Here is a 16,465-nt window from a genome sequence, read left to right as displayed (position 1 = left end):
ATGCGGCGACGGAGCGAAAGCTACGACTGGATCGACGTTTCCTGGCCTTCACGCTTCTCGCGACGATCCTGCTGTCGTGGCCGCTGCTGGCATTCAGCCGCCCAAGCTACATTCAGGACAGCGCGGCCTATTACAAAGGTGGTCGGGCCGCCGTTACCTTCGTGATGGCAAAAGTGCAGGGCCTTGACGTCTCGTCGGACGGGCAGGTTGCTTCGGCGCCCGGGCTGCCGGCCCGCCGCCGGAACATAGCGCGAAGAAGGCGAGCGGCGTCCGTTCGATCACCTATAGCGTGGCGACGTATCTGCTGTCGGCGCCAGCAACGACGCTTATTCTTCTAACCATCTTTCAGGCGCTTTGCGCGGCCATCGTGATTGTCGCGACCCTTGGCGCATTCGGTGGATTGCCGACGCGGCGGACGGCAATATCCCTGGTCCTGATTGCAAGCGCGACAACCGTTGCTCCGGCCTCGTACCTCGCCGTTCCGGATATCTTTGCGGGACTTCTGATCGGCGCGATGGTTCTGCTGATCGCCGCGTGGACCCGTCTCAGCCTTGGTATTCGCCTCCTCTGCACAGGCATCGCCGCCTTCGCCGTTACCGCGCACGCCAGCCACATTCCGCTTGCGGCGGGCATGACGGCGCTTGGGCTGGGCTGGGTCGCGGTGAAGCGATTTTACTTCCACGATCCGCTTCCGCGTTGGACCTGGGCTTGGGTTGTCGCGCCTTTGCTGATTGGTGGGATGACGACCGTCGCCGTCAACCGCGTTGCCTTCGGCGAAACGAGCCTGACTTCGAAACGTTATCCGTTCGCGCTGGCAAGATCGGTGAACGACGGGCCGGCCCGCTGGTATCTCGAAAAGCATTGCCCCGAGCTCAAGTACACGATCTGCACGCTCTATCCGAACGGATTGCCGAAGGGCGGAGCGCTGGAATTCCTGTGGGGTCCCGACGGCATCGTCAACGTCGCGACCGCCGAACAACTCGATAGAATCCGCGCCGAGGAACCGGACATCGTCCTTGCCGCGGCGAAGGAATATTCGTGGTTCGAGGTCCGGCGAATTTCCTACAACATCATTCGCCAGCTGGTCAGCTTCCGGCCCTATCCGTACGAAGCCAACCTCGTCCTCGACGAGAGCGGAACGCCGCAGCTCAACTGGTCGCGCGAGGAGAGCCCCGTTCCGCTCCATGTTATCAGCATCCTGACGGCGATCAGCGTTGCGCTGGCGACCCTTTGGCTTGGCTGGACCTTCATCAAGGAGCGTGAGGTGCGGCCGGTGATTGCATTGCTGTTTCTCGGGATTCTCGGCAACGCGGTGACCTGCACCGTCCTTTCCGCGGTGGCGCAGCGTTACCAGGCGAGGGTGATTTGGCTGATCCCGCTACTGGCGCTTGCGCTGTACGGGGCGATCCGAGATCGGCGCGCAACAACAGCCTAGCCGTCAGGGATTTACCGCCTTCACTCGCACTGGTCCAACCTTCGAGCAGTCGGAATTACGGCAGGTTTGATCGAACCAAACTTCGCCGCTCCCCACCATCGCCCCTGATCGCGGACGAAGAGGTCGTCTGGGCGCTGCGCAAGGATCGCAGCGCGCACGTGGGGAGTGAAGATCCGGTCGAAATCCTTCTCTAGCGACTTGCGATCGGGATAGATCCTGACACCCGCTTTGGAGCTCACGCGGAGCGGATATTGCACCAGCGCGCTGACGTTCCGTGGATTTCCGGAGCGGATCGCGTTTTGGAGGCGCGGCAGGAATTGCGCGTAGGCTTCGGACGGTGAAATAATCTTGAGCGCGTCTGCTGTTCGCTTGGCAGCAAGGCGGCCATGCTGGGACGAAGGTTCGTCCATCTCTCGCACGCGCGAACCAGTCACCACCACGCTGTCGGCGGCTGCATCCCCTGCTGAGTAGCCGCGCTCCGGAGCAGGCGGAGGCGGAGGCGGCGGTGGCGGCGCGGGTGCAGGCGGCGCGGCGGCAATCGCGGCTGGAGCTTCGAAGTTGGCAACCTTTTGCTCCGTCTCGACCGCCGCCTGAGGCGCCGTCTCATGCGGTTCGAGTGGCAGTCTCGAACGCGGAATATCTGTAGCTGTGGCATCTTCTGCTTCGCTGACGGGCGTAGCCACCACGACATCGGGCGGAGGTTGAGATCGCTGCGCCTGCTGTGGGGCAATCTTATTCCCCGCAGCGCTGGGACGAGGCTGATCCTCGAGGACAGTGAGCGTCAACGGAATACCGACAACGGCGACAATGGCCGCAGTCGCGAGAGCGCCGAGCTGCCGCTGGCGCGACGCCCACCAATTTTTCTGCGCGCGCGCGGCCGGAGCATCGGCAACTCCGTCGAAGTTCCTCAGCGCAGCGTCGATTGCTTCCCGCCGCGCGGCCGGGCGCGGCGGCGGTGGCGTGGGCAGCGGGATCGAACTGTCGCTATCGATCGCCACCGACCCGTGTCCCTTCCGAATGCAGCACCGGGAAAATCATAACGACTATCGTATCACGGTCGAGCGGCTTTGGGTGGCCGCCAACGCCCAGGGGGGCGAAAGCGCTGGCGGCCGTAGCGGCTACTGTTCGAGTTGCGCCATGGTCCGGGCGCTTCGCGCGGCCCGCACCAGCTGGAGGAACTCGGACCGGTAGCCGTACTCGTCCGGCCCGCGCGCTGCACTCGCGATGCGCAGGATGTCGTCGTAGCTCATCGTGCCTGTGTAGCGACCGCCACGCAGAAGCTCGGCAAACCCCGCAACCGCCGTGGCGAAACGTGCATCGCGCGGCGCAGCCTCGAAGCTCCGCGTTTCGAACCGGGCATCGATCGGAGTCGAAATCAGGCGGCTCGTGTTCGACTTGGGCAACTTGTAGCGGATCTTCACGAAGCCGATCTCGCTGCTTCCCTTCGCAGCGGCGTTGGTCTTCGCCCCATAACGCAGGTCCTCCATCGTCCGCTTCCCGCCGACCGGCACCACTTCGTAGAGTGCGGTAACGGCCTGGCCCGACCCCACATCGCCGGCGTCGACCTTGTCGTTGTCGAAGTCGTCACGGTTGAGGGCACGGGTCTCGTATCCGATCAGCCGGTACTCCGCGACCGCGGCCGGGTTGAACTCGACCTGGATCTTCACGTCCTTGGCGATCGGGAAGAGCGTCGAGCCGGCTTCTTCGACCAATGTCTTGCGGGCCTCCGCGACCGTATCGATGTAGGCGGCCGTGCCGTTCCCGTTCTGGGCGAGCGTCTGCATCAGGGCATCGTTGTAATTGCCCATGCCGAAGCCGAGGACCGACAGGAACACGCCCTTGCCGCGCTCGCGCTCGATATAGCCCTTGAGCTCGTTCTGGTCGGTGATGCCGACATTGAAGTCGCCATCGGTAGCCAGGATGACGCGGTTGACGCCGTTCTTGTCGAGGTTCGCTTCGGCAAGCTGGTAGGCCTGGCGAATACCCTCTGCGCCGGCCGTGCTTCCGCCGGCACCGAGATTGTCGATGACGGAGCGGATCTTGGCCTTCTGGCTCGCCGGAGTCGGTTGGAGCGCAGTACCTGCTCCGCCAGCATAGGTGACGATCGACACGGTATCGCGCTCGTCGAGCTCGTCCAACAGCATGTTGAGCGACTTTTGCACGAGCGGCAGCTTATTGGGGTCGTTCATCGATCCCGACGTGTCGATCAGGAAGACGAGGTTCGCGCGGGGCCGCGTCGTCTTCTGGACAGTGTAGCCCTTGATGCCGATGCGAACGAGCTTGCGCCCCGGCGACCACGGGCTCGGGAAGACGGCGACGTTGGTGTTGAACGGCTGCGCCGTGGTCTTCGGCGGCGCGTAGTCATAGTTGAAATAATTGACCATCTCCTCGGTTCTGACCGAGGCGGGCTGCGGCAACACGTTATTGTTCAGTGAAGCGCGGACCCAGGAATAGGAGGCCGTGTCGACGTCGATCGAGAAGGTCGAGACCGGCGTCTCGCGCACGATCTTGAACGCGTTCTCGGCGAAGGCGTTGAACTTGTCGCGCCCGACGTCTCGATACGGAGGGTTCGCAACGTAACCCGGTGCCGGCGGCGGGGCGGGCCGGAGCGACGACGCCAAGCGCGAACTGGCTTTTGGCCTCCAGATTTCCGACGCGGACGCGCGCCCCCGTGGTGACGATCGCATCTGCAGTCTCGTCCGCCTCGGCCACTGGCGCGGGCGGCGCATTACCGTCCGAAGCGACTTGCGGCTCGCTTGCGCACGATGCCAGCAGAAGGGCGCCCAGCGCCAGGCTCAAACGATATTCGCACCCCATGGAAAACTCCCTCAAAGAAGCGGGCGAAAGTGCTCGCCTGGACCTGAGACGGGTGTCCGCGGGAAATCCTTTGAGGGTTTTCAAAAAAAGTTCGGGTCAGTCCGAACCTGCTGCCGCTGAGATGAGGCGGCGGACCTCGTGCATCCGCCATGATACCGTCGCTTCCGCAATGCCGAGAACTTCGGCTGCCTCCGCGTGCGATAGCTGCTGCCCCGCGACCAGGACCGCCGTATCGCGAAGCGCGGGCTTGAGGCGGGAGATGGCGCTTTGCACCCAGATGGCATCATACATGTCGCGCCCGTCTGGCGCCTTGGAAAGGCCGGCAAGATCGGTCAGTTTCTCGCTAAATGACCAGAAGGATCGGCGCTTTCGCCGGAAATCGCGGCAGGCGTTGAACGTAATGGCGCACAGCCAGGTCGAGAATTTGGCGTCCCCGCGGAAGGCGTGGATTTTTTCCACCAGCGCGCAGCAAACGTCCTGGGCGATATCGTCAGCGTCGGCCCGCGTTCCGGTCAGCTGCCAGGCGAGCCCGTGGATGCGATCGTAGTGGATTTCCAGAAGCTTCGCGAACGCATCGCGGTCACCGGCACGAGCGGCGGCGACGAGCTGTAGTTCTGGATCGTTGCGCTCTTCTGACACCCGTCTTGCCCCGCAACGGCGCAAGGTGACAGTTGATCGCCGTTAGTCAAATCCTGCCGTTGGAACAGCAGGCTAGGAGCTTGGGGAGCGCCCCAGGTGCCGAGTGGGTTTCTCTAGTCCAGACCGCCCCCCGCTCCTGTCAGGCAAAGCCTGGTCAGAAGCAGGGCCCGCTCCCTGAGTTTGCGCATCGAAGAGCGGGCCCTGTGACAAGTTATGTTTCCACAGTCGCACATATGTCAAGAAGACTTAACGACTGCGGCGGAGCGAAAATTACGCCTGTTGGAGAATGCCGATCCTCCGGCCACGGCGCATCGAGAAGCCGACTGCACCGAAGCCGATCAGCATCATCGCCCAGGTCGCCGGCTCAGGAACGGCCGGTGTCGGATTGACGACGATCGAAGACAGCTTGAAGCCGTCGTCGTTGCGGTCCGGGTTCGGATTGGCCGCGCCGATCAGCCAGGCGTTTCCGAAGAAGCCCGTCGAGTTGAATGACGTGCTGTAGCCCGACCCCATGATGCCGGAGACGGTATAGTCATTGCCCATCAGCAGACTCCACAACGCGCTGTTCAGTGGAACCGCGGTCGGCGTCGGAGATGTGAAAAGGCCGCCGAGATTTGCGTAGCTGACCCACGCATCGTTGTCGTTTGCCGTCGGACTGATGTCGAACGGCGTCAGGACCGCCGACTGGATGTTCACCGCCTGGTTGAAAATCAACAGCACAAAGTCCTGCTGGCCCAGATTGTCGACGGTGTGATTGTTGCTCGACGTGCCATTGCCTTCGTCGTTGTTGGTAACGCCAAGGCCTTGGCCGTAGCTGCCAAGCCATGCACGCTCGAGCGTGTTGCCGTCGTAGGACCAGCCCGAGGCCTGGACAGTGATTCCGCCGTTCGACGTCGTGCGGATGTTGCCGTCGGTTCCGTCGGTGGCGCTATTGCCGCCGGTGAAACTGATGGTCACGGAGGCAGCCGCTGGAGTTGCGGCCGCCAGCGCCGCGAGTGCGGCGGCGCAGGTAAGCGTTTTACGAAACATTCGTCGTCCCCAGATCGACGCGCCGGCCGGACGCATGGATTACTCGGCCGAGAAGCTAAGCTGTCGTCCCGGCAAGAATCGAGGAACTTGCTGGGAGTTAACGAAAGTTAAGTGAGGTGAAGCAGAGTTTACAACAGGCTAGATTCCGCCCGCGTCCCAAAACGGGAAATACCCAGCGTCAGATTTTCTGGATTTCAGGAGGTCGGCGACCGTGCCGACGGGTGCGCTAGGACTTCTGGGAGTCCTCGAAGATTTCTTCGACCCTGAGCTTGAACAGGCTGGCGATCCGAAAGGCGAGCGGAAGCGAAGGATCATGCTTTCCGGTTTCGATGGCATGAATACTCTGACGGGAAACACCGAGCTTTTCGCCAAGCTCGGTCTGGCTCCACTTCCGCGCTGTACGCAACGACTTCACACGGTTTTTCATTTTTGGCCCCGCACCCGCAGTGGACCAGCTTTCCCGAGTAGAAATCAGCATGTCATACCCGGCTTGCGACCACCTTCGCCGATCTTAGTCGAGGCCGCCTGCGGAAGGTGCTTATCGAAGGTTAACCGTACACTTTCACCGTCCATTAGCGGGCGTTGCACAATAGAGGCGGCGGTTTGCGCACCAGTCCAACGGGACAGGATTCGTGATGCGCAAGTCCGTTTTCAAACATCTGGCCACCGCCTGTCGGCGCCTTGCGCGCGACAATCGCGGAAACACGATGGCGATCGTTGCCGGAGCGATCATCCCGCTGACGGCGGTGATCGGGGGCGGGCTCGATATCGCCCGCGCTCATCTCGCCCAGTCGCGCCTCAGCCAAGCTTGTGATGCCGCCGCCTTGGCGGGCCGTCGCGCGATGTCCAACGAGGACATTGAGACCGCGAAACCCGAGGCGACGAAATTCTTCAATTTCAATTTCCCGCAGGGTTACATGGGAACTGCGGCATTCACGCCGACCATCACGCATCCCGATGTGGGAACGGTAAAAGTCGTGGCCGCAACGACTGTCCCGACAACCATCATGAAGATCTTCAGCCGCGCCAGCATTCCGATCAATGTCGACTGCGACGCGACCCAGAACTTCGACAACATTGATATTGTTTTGGTTCTCGACGTGACCGGTTCGATGGATAATTCCATCAGCGGCGAAAAGAAGATCGTATCACTGCGCAAAGCGGTGATGGCACTTTATGACGAACTAGCTGCTGCCCAGGCGCAATTGACGTCTCAGGGACTTCGCCTTCGCTATGCTATCGTTCCGTATTCTACGAACGTGAACGTCGGCAAGCTCGTTTACGCGGCGAACCCAAGCTACTTCCAAACGTCGCCGAGCTATCAAACGCGCTGGCCGAAATCGGGCGGTGGATACAACTACGGCTCCAAATCGTGGGACGTGACCAGCTATCTCGCTGGCACCAGCGTCAACGTGAAGAACTACATTGGCGGAAGCAATAATAACGCCACCTGGAACGGCTGTATTGAAGAACGACAAACGGTGAGCACGATAACGCCGACTTCGAGCACGGCCTATCCCGACATTCCGACAGGCGCGATCGACCTCAATATCGACAAGGTTCCTGATGGGAATGCGAATACCAAATGGGTCCCATCCTTTCCTAAGGTCATCTATGATCCAGACGGGAGCTATCTGGGCGACAATCACTATTGTCCGGTGGAAGCGAAGCGTCTCAACACGATGAGCCGCACTGACATGCAGAATTACGTTAATGGCCTGACGCCGACCGGTAACACCTATCACGACATCGGGATGATTTGGGGAGCGCGGTTCATTTCGCGCGGTGGCATCTTCGCTGCTGACAATCCCAGCACTTTCAACGACCGTCCGGTCAACCGCTACGTCATCTTCATGACGGACGGAATCTTGGAGCCGGATTCAGCCGGCTACTATTCCTATGGCGTGGAGAAGCTCGATCGCCGGATCGTTGGCGGAACGTACAATACCAACGTCACCGACGGAAACGGCAGCAACCTGGAGAAGCGGCATACTGCCCGCTGGCTGATGGCCTGTAATGCGGCCAAGCAGGGCGGAGCATCGATCTGGTCGATAGGCTTCGGCAGCAGCGTTCCATCCGCGCTGGCCGATTGCGCAAGCAATGATGACCAGGTCGCAGTGAGCACGAACAGCACCGAGCTGATCGCGAAGTTCAAGGAGATCGGCAAGAACATCGGCGCGCTAAGGCTATCAAAATGATCTGTCGATCTGATGCCTATTCGCTCAAGTTTTGCGAGCGTGGTGCGGCGCTTGTCGAATTTGCGATGCTGCTGCCTGTGTTGTGCCTTCTGATCATTGGCACACTTGAGGTCGGCTATCGGATTTATGCGGTCTCGGTCTCCAATGGCGCGATCCGTGCGGCGGCCAGAATGGCATCAACCGGCCAATATACCGGAACGCAAATTGATGCTGAGGTCGTCAAGCAGATCCGCTCGTTTCGCAAGGACGCCACGGTTTCGATCGTCAAAAAGAGTTATTCGGACTTCACTGGTGTCGGTCTTCCGGAACCGGTGACGTCTGGAAGCATCGCCAGCGGAACTTACTGCTTCGATGACATCAACAACAACGGCACTTGGGATGCGGATCGGGGAAAAACGGTCTCGGGGGGCCGAGGACGTGATCTATTACGAGGTGACGGCGAGCTACCCAACTTTGTTCAAGTTCAGCGAAAAGATGCTGAAGTTCAGCCCGACGACCAAGGTCATCGAGAACACGATCGTCAGCAATGAGCCATATGCGGCAGTGGTGAGCACTCCGCCGCCGAAGGTCTGCAAGTAAGATGGTAGCGATGGTTGAAACTCGCCGCAAAGCGAAAGCCAAAACCGGCCTACTCGTGGCCGACCGAGGCGTGGCCATGATGGAATTCGGCCTTGCCCTGCCGCTGTTGATGACGCTCATCCTTGTTGGGCTCGAGATGACGAATTACGTCCTCGCGAACCATCGTGTGCGTCAGATCGCGGCGATGACGGCCGACAATGCCAGTCGTCTTCGAACGCCGATGAGCGAGGCCTATATCAACCAACTCTTTGTCGGTGTGCAGAAGTCGGGCGCGGGAATCGACTTCCAAAATCGAGGCCGGGTAATCCTGAGCTCTGTTCAAAACAATGCGGCGTCGACTGGGCAATGGATCCGGTGGCAGCGCTGCTATGGAGGCCTTGCCAAGGTTTCCAAGTACGGGACTCAGGATAAGGGAAAATCCGACGCATCGTTGCCAAATATCAACGGACTTACTGCTCAAGCCGGAAGCGCCATCATGTATGCCGAGGCGGAGTATCAGTATAAGCCGCTGATCGCCTCGTCGATTCTCAACAACCGCCGGCTGACCAGCGAGGTTGCCTTCATCGTCCGCCAACGGACCGACTTCTCGATTTCCGGCTCCAGCCCGTCGACCTGCTGACATGCTTCACAACCGCATGCTCGATGGCGAGCCCTCAGACCTTTCCAGTGACGACGAGGTCGCGATCCTCCGCGCTGAGAACCAATCGCTTCAATCCTTGCTGTTCGGCTTGTGCGTCAGCCTTGCCCAGATGAGCGAGGTGCATCGCGAAGTCGTGATCCAGGCGCTCGACATGGCGGGGAGGACGCCCGGCGCCCGTCCGCACGAGCCTGGGAAATTGTGCGAGGCGATCCTCGCAATCATCCAGCCCGTGGGATTGTCGACGCGCTATTAGGACTGGCGGCGGTCGGTCTGTCGCCGGTCGCTTTGCCGACGGTCCGGAGCCTCATCGTCCCGTCCGGACTGGCGTCGATCGGCCTTGCGCCGGTCGTCGTCCCTGCGATCGCTCCCCGTTCGGTTGTCCGTCATGGCGCTTCCCCTTCTGACGTCGGAAAGGTGGATCCGGCAGACTCTTCAATGACTTCCGCGCGCCGCCCGGTCTTCCCTTATGACAATAAAAGTTGACAAAGCTAACTTTCGATAAGGTTCGGTCGGTACGCGAAGCAACTAAAGATATGGGCGGTCCGGTGCCGAGTGGGTGCTCTTCCAGACCGCCCGTCCCTTGGGGCATTTGGGGCGCCTTGATCCAAGGGGCAAATGTTCAAGCGCCTTCCCAAACAGCAGCGCCAAACATCCTCGGGTCCGCCATACGCGTCGCTCAACGGTGGCGGCGGGCCCTTCCCGTTCTTACCACAATTTGATGGCCATTTGTAAAGTCTACTTCACGAGCGGGCAATCTCAGGCGAAATCGGCCGTCCGTTGAATGGCTGCGATTCCCCGCTGGCCGCCCTGCCGGTCGAGCTGCACGATCAGGTCTACGACCGATCGGACGTAAGCGATGGTGTCCATGCGCGAGAGGCCGAGGCCGCTTTGCATTACCATCAGCGCCAACTGCTCAAGCGCTCCCGACGGCGAGTTGGCGTGGATCGTGCTGAACGAGCCCGGATGGCCGGTGTTGATCGCGCGAAGGAAGCTGACCGCCTCCCCGCCGCGAAGTTCACCGAGAACGATGCGATCGGGGCGCAGGCGCAGCGCTGCCTGAAGCAGGTCGTCGGTGGTGACCCGTGCTTGGCCAGTCTCGCCCTTGACCGCGATCAGGCCGACGCCGTTGCGGTTGCCGAGCCGGATTTCCGGCGTGTCCTCGACCAGGATGACGCGCTCATGTTCCGGGATTTCGCGCAGCAAGGCATTGAGAAAGGTCGTCTTGCCGCTCGACGTTCCGCCAGAGATCAGGATCGTCGCGCCGCCGCGAACCGCCTGGCGAAGAAATTCGATGTCGCTCACACCGTGGGGGCGCTCTTGCCACGACTTGGTCGTTTCGCCCTTCGCTTCGCGCTCGTAAGCCGTGAGCGGCACGTCCAGCAATCGATGGCGCCGTATCGACAAGGCGAAATGCCGCCGCGTTGCCGGAGGGCTGACGATCTGGATACGCTCCCCGGTCGGCAGCGTGGCGGATAGCAATGGCCGCTCGCGATTGATCCCCTGATGGCTGAAACGGGCAACCTGCGCCGCAAGCCGGCTCAGCAGGACGTCGTCGATGCCCGGCGCTTCGTGCTGCGCCATCCCGGCCGCGCCGGCGCTTTCAGTCCAAACCTCGCCCGGCTGGTTGACGAGGATCTCGGTGACGCTTTCGTCGTCGAGCCATTGCTGGAACGGCGCCAGGTAAGCGGAAAGGTAGACGCCTAGCTGAGCGACTTCCGCCGTTGCGTTCATCCCGCCACCGTCGAGAAGTCGAGGTCCTTCGCCGTGAACACGCGAATGGGTTGGCCCTGCCTGACCTTGATGGTCGGCGGGATCGTCCCGTTCTGTTGCGCAGCGACCGAAGCGGCGCTCTGGCCGCCGGAGACGAGAAGGGCACTGCCTCCGGTTCCGACCGTCGAAGCCGCGCCAACAATCGACAGGAGAAGAGCCGACCCGAACCGCTTCATGAAATGCGTGTCGACAGTGCCGGTGAGGCCGGTCTGGCCGGCGGCGTCCACCGCCGGCGAGCCAAGCGCCACGGAAACGCCATCAGGACGAATGACGCGCGTCCACATCACGTAGGCCCGCGTCTGCCCATTGGCGACGCCGCTCTTGTATTGGCCGATCAGCCGCGATGATCGCGGGACAAGGACGCGGCTGCCGTCGAAGCTACGGACATCGCTGCTGACGACCGCCCGGACATAACCGGGCAAATCGCTGTTGATCGCTGTCTCCAGCACCGCTGGGATAAGAGTGCCTTGAGAAACCGTCTGGCCCGGATTCTTCATGCGCGTCGCCTTCGCGACGTCGCCCGACGAAGCTCCGAATGGATCGAGCGGCGACGCCGTGGCGCTCGATGGGTTCGAGCTCGTATCGACGATCAGCGCCGGTCCACCGTGCGGGTTAACTGCCTCAGCCGGCGGCAGGATCTGCCCCGTCGCGCCCACCGGCGGAACGCCAGTGATGCCCGGAACGTCAGTCGGAGCGGCGCCGGGCGCGATAGCCGGCACCGGCGTCAAGGCGTCGGCCGGAACCACGATCCCGCCCGGCTTGGCGGTCTGCGGAAGCGAGGCTGCCTGGGGCGGCTTGGCGGGTTGGACTTCTCGCGATCCGGACATCGTTGCAAAGGTTGCCACGCCCAGCAGCAAGACGCCGCCAACACCGACAGCCATGCCCATGCCGTCCTTTTTCGACGAGCGCTGAGCGACCAAAGGGAAAGCGTTGCGCTTGGCCAGCGCCAGCGTTTCCGGCTCCAGCTCGATCCGGGGATCCGATTGCTGCTGCTTTTCCAGCAGGACGAGTGAGTTGTTCATCCTAGCGCTCCGCGACACGAAGGGGCTGTTCCTTGGTAGGGTGACGATTGACGAGCAAAGCGATGTCCTTGCCGAGCCGCATCACCAGCGTGTTCGGCACGCTGTCGACAACGACGAACGAGCCCTGCTGGCGATAATTCAGCAGGCCTTCGCGGCCATCCTCGTCGCGCTCGAACAAGGCCGGCATGGCAGCGCCCGCAGCCCATTGCAGATAGAGCGAGCGGCCATCGTCATAAACGCGCGACGGCTGGATTTCCTTGTCGCCCTTTTGCTTCCAATCGTAATTGATCTTCGGTGCCACGACCGCAGGCGGGCTCGATGGTGCGCTGGCGAGAAGCGTCGGATAGCCGATCCGCTGAGGCTGGCTCTGCGTCGGTGCAGGCGGCGTCGCGCCGTAGGTGAAGCGCAGGTTGTACATCGGTGTTGCGCCGGCCTTGGCCACGCTCAAGTCGAACAAGTAGGTCCGCTGGTCAGTGACCACGGTCATGTTGGTCTGGGCGCTCGGCATCAGCGGCTTCAGGAACAGCAGGTTGGCGCGCTTGTTCGGCGTCACCTGCCAGGCGCTGGAATCGCCGACGGCGACATTCTCGATCGATTCACCCGAAGCGAATTCGATCATCGATTGGTAGCCAAGGCGCCCCTGCACCTTCACCACCGTGTCGGGCTGGTAATGGACGCTCTGCAGTCGCGGGTCGGCGGCATAAACGGGCGTGGAGAGAAGCGCGAAAGCCAGAGCGGCGGCCGGGATCCTCATCATGAACTGGTCCTTTGAAACTGTACTGTGCGTGGTCGATAAAGGCGGCTCAGGCTCCCGAGGCGGGGTCGGAGCGCGACGAAACTGTGGGCTGCGCGGATTCGACCGAGCTGCCTGATGCCGAATGAAGCGGATAGGACGGTGCAGGCCGGTCGTACGACGCTGACGTGCCGCCCGAGGCGGCGCTGATGATCGCTCGCATGCGCGGATCGCTGCTGCCAGCCGCTGCGGGAGCGAGTTCAAGTCCGGTGGCTGTAACCTGAGTCTGCTGAGCCTGAGCCGATGCAGCGTCCAGCGCCTTGCGGTCGCGGCTGGTGCTGAAAGGTAGCCGCCACCCGGCCACCATCGTTCCCGCGATCTTCAAGCAGACGATCATCAGCGCGCAATAGACCGCGGCTGCGAGGAACAAGGTCGTCGTCAACCGCAACGGCACCTGACCGCCAGCAGCGGCGAGCGAATCCAGCATCGGAGAGAGCAGGGCAATCGTGCCGCCTCCGATCAGAACCGCAAGCAGTGGGGTCAGCGCGAAAAGCACCGCCGCTTTGAGCCAGCCCTCGAACAGCCCGCGGCTGCCTTCGAAAAGGCCGCAGATGATGAAGATCGGTCCCAGCGCCAGCATTGCCGCAAGCGCGATCCGTGCGACCAGCAAGACTCCGACGGTTCCCAGAAGCAAAAGGAGTGCCGAGAGCCAGAGCAGATCCGGTCCGGATGCTAACGAGGTCGCATGCTGCGGCAATTGTCCGGTCGCGGCCTCCGTCGCCGCCGCCGCCTGGGCTACCACCGCGAAGATCGTGTCGAGTCGGTCGGCGAACAGCGACGTCGCGCTGCCTTGCGTGCCGATCAGCAGGCTGGCGATCTGGTCGGGCGCTCCGACGAGCAGGTTCCAGATCACCGACTGATAGGCGACCCAGGACGTTGCGAAAGTCAGCGCGACGCCCATTGTCATCATGCGCGGCGTCAGGCTCGACACCGTCAGCGACGTGCGTCCGGTCAGGAGCCCGATCGCATACCAGGCTATGTAAAGAGTAAGAGCGGCAGTCAGCGCCTGGCCGAGCAATGCGCTCGAACCGAACAGGCGCGAGAAAGCGAACGACGCCGCTTCGCCGCTCATGCAATCGACGACGCGCAGCGCCTCGGCGATGCCGGAAGGCCCGCCGTCGCTGAATGTCGGGCAGGAGCTCACTCGGCAGCCTCGAGGTACATGCCGTCGCCGCTCGCTTCGTCGCCCGGCCAGGCCGCGCGGGTGAGCAGCTGGTACCAGTGGGCGGGATCGTCGCCGACGCTGGCGCGAATGGAATCGAGCCGGCGAACGGTTGCTTCACGTCCTGACAGGATCATCAGCAGCTCGGGCATTCCCGAAAGATCGAGCCGGACGACGACGCTGTGGTTGGCGTGGCGGATCAGGAAGCACCGGCTGTGCGCCGGAAGCGAGCGGATCAGCTCAAGTTCGTGTGCGGAAAGGCCGAAACCCGCGCAATAATCTTCCGCCTTCGCTTTCGGGTTCGGCATAAAGATCATGGTAGCGGTCTGTTCGACCAGCGCCGCCGAAATGCGGCTGTCGAGCGCGTCGCGTGCCGACTGCGTCGCGAAGCCGACGACGGCGTTGCGCTTTCGAAGCGTCTTCAGCCAGTCGCGGATGCGAGCGGCGAAGACAGGGTCATCGAGCGCCTTCCAGCCTTCGTCGATCAAAACAGCGGTCGGCGAACCGTCGAGCCGTTCGTCGATGCGGTGGAAGAGGTACATCATGGCCGGCGTGCGTAAGCGAGGACTGTCGAGCAGCGCCGTCATGTCGAAGCCAACGATGCGAGAGGTCAGGTTGAGCTGATCCTCGTCATTGTCGAAAAGCCAGGCGTGCTCGCCATTGTTGACCCAAGGGTCGAGCCGCGAAACGAGATCGCCCGATTCCGGACGGCTGCGACCGCCGAGAAGTTCCTGGAAATAGCGGAGGCGACGGAACGACGGGTCTTGGTCGAAGCAGGCATCGACCGCCGAAGCGATCGTCGCCAGCTCTTCCGGACCTTCGGCGCCAAGGAGAACGCCGAGCCAGTCGCGGATGAACGCCTTGTTGATCGCATTGTTCGGGAGCCGCAGCGGATTGAAGCCGGTCGGCTCACCCGGGCGAAGGACCGAGTAATGGCCGCCGCCGCGCGAAGGAAGATCTCGGCGCCGCGATCCTTGTCGAAGAAGATCGTGCGCGGTCCGAACTTTTGCGCCTGTGCGGTGAGGAAGTTGAGGACGACGGTCTTGCCCGAACCCGACGGGCCGATGATCGAAAAATGGCCGAGATCGCCCTCGTGAAAATTGAAGAAGTAGGGCGTTGAGCTGGTCGTTTCCAACACGGTGATTGCATCGCCCCAGTGGTTGCCTTCCGGCTTGCCGACCGGGAAGCCGTGAAGCGACATGAAGCCGGCAGCATTGGCGGTTGAAATCAGCGCGCGGCGGACGAGGTAGCCCTCGTTCCCCGGGAACTGGCCCCAGAAAAGAGGCTCCAGGTTCACGTCTTCCCGAACCGAAATCGCCCCGATGTCCGCGATGGCCGCTGAAGCGGTTGCCATGGCCGCGTCGAGCTCGGCGAGATCGGCGGCGCGCACCATGACGCTGAAATGATGATCGCCGAATCCCGCCTGGCCCGCCCGAGCGCATCGCGGGCGGCGAGCATCTCTCGGCGCTCCGTGCCGCTATCCTCTTCGCTCGCTTTCTGGCGGCGCAGGGCAAGGTCGATGCGCTCTCGAGCGATCTGGCGATCGGCCGGAGCGAAGGTCTCGGTCAGCACCAGCTCGCACGGCAGGCGAAGGACGTTGTCGATCAGGCCCGGGCGGGTCTCTGCGGGATACTCCTTGATCGAAAGCATCGCCGCAAAGTTGCGGCCGCCGGCTCCTGCGGTCTCGAGCGCGTCTAGGCCGAAGCTGATGCGCTTGTAGGGCAAATGATGGCCAAGGTCGGCATCTTCCGAGGGAAGGACCACCGGGCGCATCTCGCCGTTGTAAATGCTGGACAGGAATTCCAGCGGCTCCGAGAGTTCGCCGGCGTCCGTCCGGTAAGTGGACAGCAGCCGGGCTTCGTAGGGCTCGAGCGCGGCGAGAAGCGACGTGGTCGCCGCTTCGAGATCGCGGATTGCGCCGGTGTCGTCGGTACTGTCGCCACCAAAACGGCGCGCCAGCTTCTCCGGCCAGCCGGTCTTGCCGCGGGCCGGTCGGCGGACGATGGTCAGGAATTGCTCGTTCACGAACAGGCGGCGCTCAGCCAGCCGCGCGTCCCATTGCTTGCCTATCGCTGCGCAGAACGGACTGTCGAACTCGCCGCCCGAAGCTACGGTCACGCGACGGCGGACGACGTGGTGATAGAGCACGAACCGCGCATCGAGCACGCTCCGGAGCAAGACCTCGCGCACGGCCAGCGCATGGTCGAGCTGGTCCGCGTCCTGCGTCTCGAACTCCATCCCGCCGATGTGCAGGGTGCGCATGACTGCGCCGTCGCGAAGGCGAATGGTCGCGTCGTCGATGTGGCGCTCATAGGGAAGGCGGTCGCCGGCCTGGGCTTCCTTCTTCATCCACTGCGCTGCGCCGGTCCACTTCATCAGCG

Annotated in this window: 15 protein-coding genes and 1 pseudogene; 5 read left to right on the top strand and 11 right to left on the bottom strand. The window is 62.4% G+C overall.

Annotated features, from left to right (window positions below):
• Positions 1–289: 289 nt before the first annotated feature.
• Positions 290–1,435 (top strand): hypothetical protein, encoded by a 1,146-nt coding sequence (locus H9L15_RS15075; RefSeq protein ID WP_187714648.1) that lies wholly within the window; start codon positions 290–292, stop codon positions 1,433–1,435.
• A gap of 20 nt (positions 1,436–1,455) precedes the next feature.
• Here H9L15_RS15075 and H9L15_RS15070 read toward each other — a convergent pair whose 3' ends face one another.
• The 5 genes from H9L15_RS15070 to H9L15_RS15050 form a co-directional block, all read right to left on the bottom strand.
• Positions 1,456–2,433, bottom strand: a complete 978-nt coding sequence (locus H9L15_RS15070; protein WP_187714647.1) for a hypothetical protein — start codon at positions 2,431–2,433, stop codon at positions 1,456–1,458.
• Positions 2,434–2,553: 120 nt separating this feature from the next.
• Positions 2,554–4,056 carry a vWA domain-containing protein gene (locus tag H9L15_RS15065; protein WP_223276327.1) on the bottom strand — a complete coding sequence of 501 codons (1,503 nt, stop codon included), beginning with the start codon at positions 4,054–4,056 and terminating at the stop codon, positions 2,554–2,556.
• Positions 4,057–4,348: 292 nt separating this feature from the next.
• Positions 4,349–4,891, bottom strand: a complete 543-nt coding sequence (locus tag H9L15_RS15060) for an RNA polymerase sigma factor (protein ID WP_223276326.1) — start codon at positions 4,889–4,891, stop codon at positions 4,349–4,351.
• Positions 4,892–5,161: 270 nt separating this feature from the next.
• Positions 5,162–5,920, bottom strand: a complete 759-nt coding sequence (locus H9L15_RS18145) for a PEPxxWA-CTERM sorting domain-containing protein (RefSeq protein WP_223276325.1) — start codon at positions 5,918–5,920, stop codon at positions 5,162–5,164.
• A gap of 226 nt (positions 5,921–6,146) precedes the next feature.
• On the bottom strand, positions 6,147–6,347 hold the full coding sequence (locus H9L15_RS15050; RefSeq protein WP_187714644.1) for a helix-turn-helix transcriptional regulator: 201 nt from the start codon (positions 6,345–6,347) through the stop codon (positions 6,147–6,149).
• 208 nt (positions 6,348–6,555) lie between these two features.
• Here H9L15_RS15050 and H9L15_RS15045 point away from each other — a divergent pair, with 208 nt between their 5' ends.
• From H9L15_RS15045 to H9L15_RS15030, 4 genes are read left to right on the top strand one after another with little or no spacing between them, the layout of a single operon-like run.
• On the top strand, positions 6,556–8,118 hold the full coding sequence (locus H9L15_RS15045; RefSeq protein WP_187714643.1) for a pilus assembly protein: 1,563 nt from the start codon (positions 6,556–6,558) through the stop codon (positions 8,116–8,118).
• A complete protein-coding gene (locus H9L15_RS15040; RefSeq protein WP_187714642.1) occupies positions 8,115–8,648 on the top strand; it encodes a TadE/TadG family type IV pilus assembly protein in 534 nt (177 codons plus the stop codon). Before H9L15_RS15045 ends, H9L15_RS15040 begins: the two co-directional genes overlap by 4 nt.
• A 50-nt stretch (positions 8,649–8,698) precedes the next feature.
• Entirely contained in the window at positions 8,699–9,316 is a 618-nt protein-coding gene (locus tag H9L15_RS15035) for a TadE/TadG family type IV pilus assembly protein (RefSeq protein ID WP_187714641.1), read from the top strand.
• A gap of 1 nt (position 9,317) precedes the next feature.
• Positions 9,318–9,590, top strand: coding sequence for a hypothetical protein (locus H9L15_RS15030; protein WP_187714640.1), 273 nt, complete (start codon positions 9,318–9,320; stop codon positions 9,588–9,590).
• Here H9L15_RS15030 and H9L15_RS15025 read toward each other — a convergent pair.
• From H9L15_RS15025 to H9L15_RS15000, 6 genes and pseudogenes are all read right to left on the bottom strand, one after another.
• A complete protein-coding gene (locus H9L15_RS15025) occupies positions 9,587–9,724 on the bottom strand; it encodes a hypothetical protein (protein WP_187714639.1) in 138 nt (45 codons plus the stop codon). The two genes, H9L15_RS15030 and H9L15_RS15025, sit on opposite strands and share 4 nt — an antisense overlap.
• Before the next feature lie 369 nt (positions 9,725–10,093).
• Positions 10,094–11,068 carry a P-type DNA transfer ATPase VirB11 gene (virB11, locus tag H9L15_RS15020; RefSeq protein WP_187714638.1) on the bottom strand — a complete coding sequence of 325 codons (975 nt, stop codon included), beginning with the start codon at positions 11,066–11,068 and terminating at the stop codon, positions 10,094–10,096.
• A complete protein-coding gene (locus H9L15_RS15015; RefSeq protein ID WP_187714637.1) occupies positions 11,065–12,129 on the bottom strand; it encodes a TrbI/VirB10 family protein in 1,065 nt (354 codons plus the stop codon). Before H9L15_RS15015 ends, virB11 begins: the two co-directional genes overlap by 4 nt.
• Before the next feature lies 1 nt (position 12,130).
• Complete coding sequence (locus H9L15_RS15010; RefSeq protein WP_223276324.1) at positions 12,131–12,886, bottom strand: TrbG/VirB9 family P-type conjugative transfer protein; 756 nt, start codon at positions 12,884–12,886, stop codon at positions 12,131–12,133.
• Between the two features lie 46 nt (positions 12,887–12,932).
• Positions 12,933–14,066, bottom strand: coding sequence for a type IV secretion system protein (locus H9L15_RS15005; protein WP_187714636.1), 1,134 nt, complete (start codon positions 14,064–14,066; stop codon positions 12,933–12,935).
• Positions 14,063–16,460, bottom strand: a pseudogene (locus H9L15_RS15000) (VirB4 family type IV secretion/conjugal transfer ATPase). Before H9L15_RS15000 ends, H9L15_RS15005 begins: the two are co-directional and overlap by 4 nt.
• Between the last annotated feature and the right edge of the window lie 5 nt (positions 16,461–16,465).

It is taken from the genome of Sphingomonas daechungensis, from assembly GCF_014489495.1.
Lineage (GTDB): Bacteria > Pseudomonadota > Alphaproteobacteria > Sphingomonadales > Sphingomonadaceae > Sphingomicrobium > Sphingomicrobium daechungense.
This window is presented reverse-complemented; position numbering and strand designations above follow the sequence as displayed.

What these genes read in the sequence shown, in the direction of transcription:
- H9L15_RS15010 (WP_223276324.1), bottom strand. Translation starts at nt 12,886, where the DNA reads ATGATGAGGATCCCGGCCGCCGCTCTGGCTTTCGCGCTTCTCTCCACG.
- H9L15_RS15040 (WP_187714642.1), top strand. Translation starts at nt 8,115, where the DNA reads ATGATCTGTCGATCTGATGCCTATTCGCTCAAGTTTTGCGAGCGTGGT.
- H9L15_RS18145 (WP_223276325.1), bottom strand. Translation starts at nt 5,920, where the DNA reads ATGTTTCGTAAAACGCTTACCTGCGCCGCCGCACTCGCGGCGCTGGCG.
- H9L15_RS15025 (WP_187714639.1), bottom strand. Translation starts at nt 9,724, where the DNA reads ATGACGGACAACCGAACGGGGAGCGATCGCAGGGACGACGACCGGCGC.
- H9L15_RS15045 (WP_187714643.1), top strand. Translation starts at nt 6,556, where the DNA reads ATGCGCAAGTCCGTTTTCAAACATCTGGCCACCGCCTGTCGGCGCCTT.
- H9L15_RS15050 (WP_187714644.1), bottom strand. Translation starts at nt 6,347, where the DNA reads ATGAAAAACCGTGTGAAGTCGTTGCGTACAGCGCGGAAGTGGAGCCAG.
- H9L15_RS15030 (WP_187714640.1), top strand. Translation starts at nt 9,318, where the DNA reads ATGCTTCACAACCGCATGCTCGATGGCGAGCCCTCAGACCTTTCCAGT.
- virB11 (WP_187714638.1), bottom strand. Translation starts at nt 11,068, where the DNA reads ATGAACGCAACGGCGGAAGTCGCTCAGCTAGGCGTCTACCTTTCCGCT.
- H9L15_RS15035 (WP_187714641.1), top strand. Translation starts at nt 8,699, where the DNA reads ATGGTAGCGATGGTTGAAACTCGCCGCAAAGCGAAAGCCAAAACCGGC.
- H9L15_RS15015 (WP_187714637.1), bottom strand. Translation starts at nt 12,129, where the DNA reads ATGAACAACTCACTCGTCCTGCTGGAAAAGCAGCAGCAATCGGATCCC.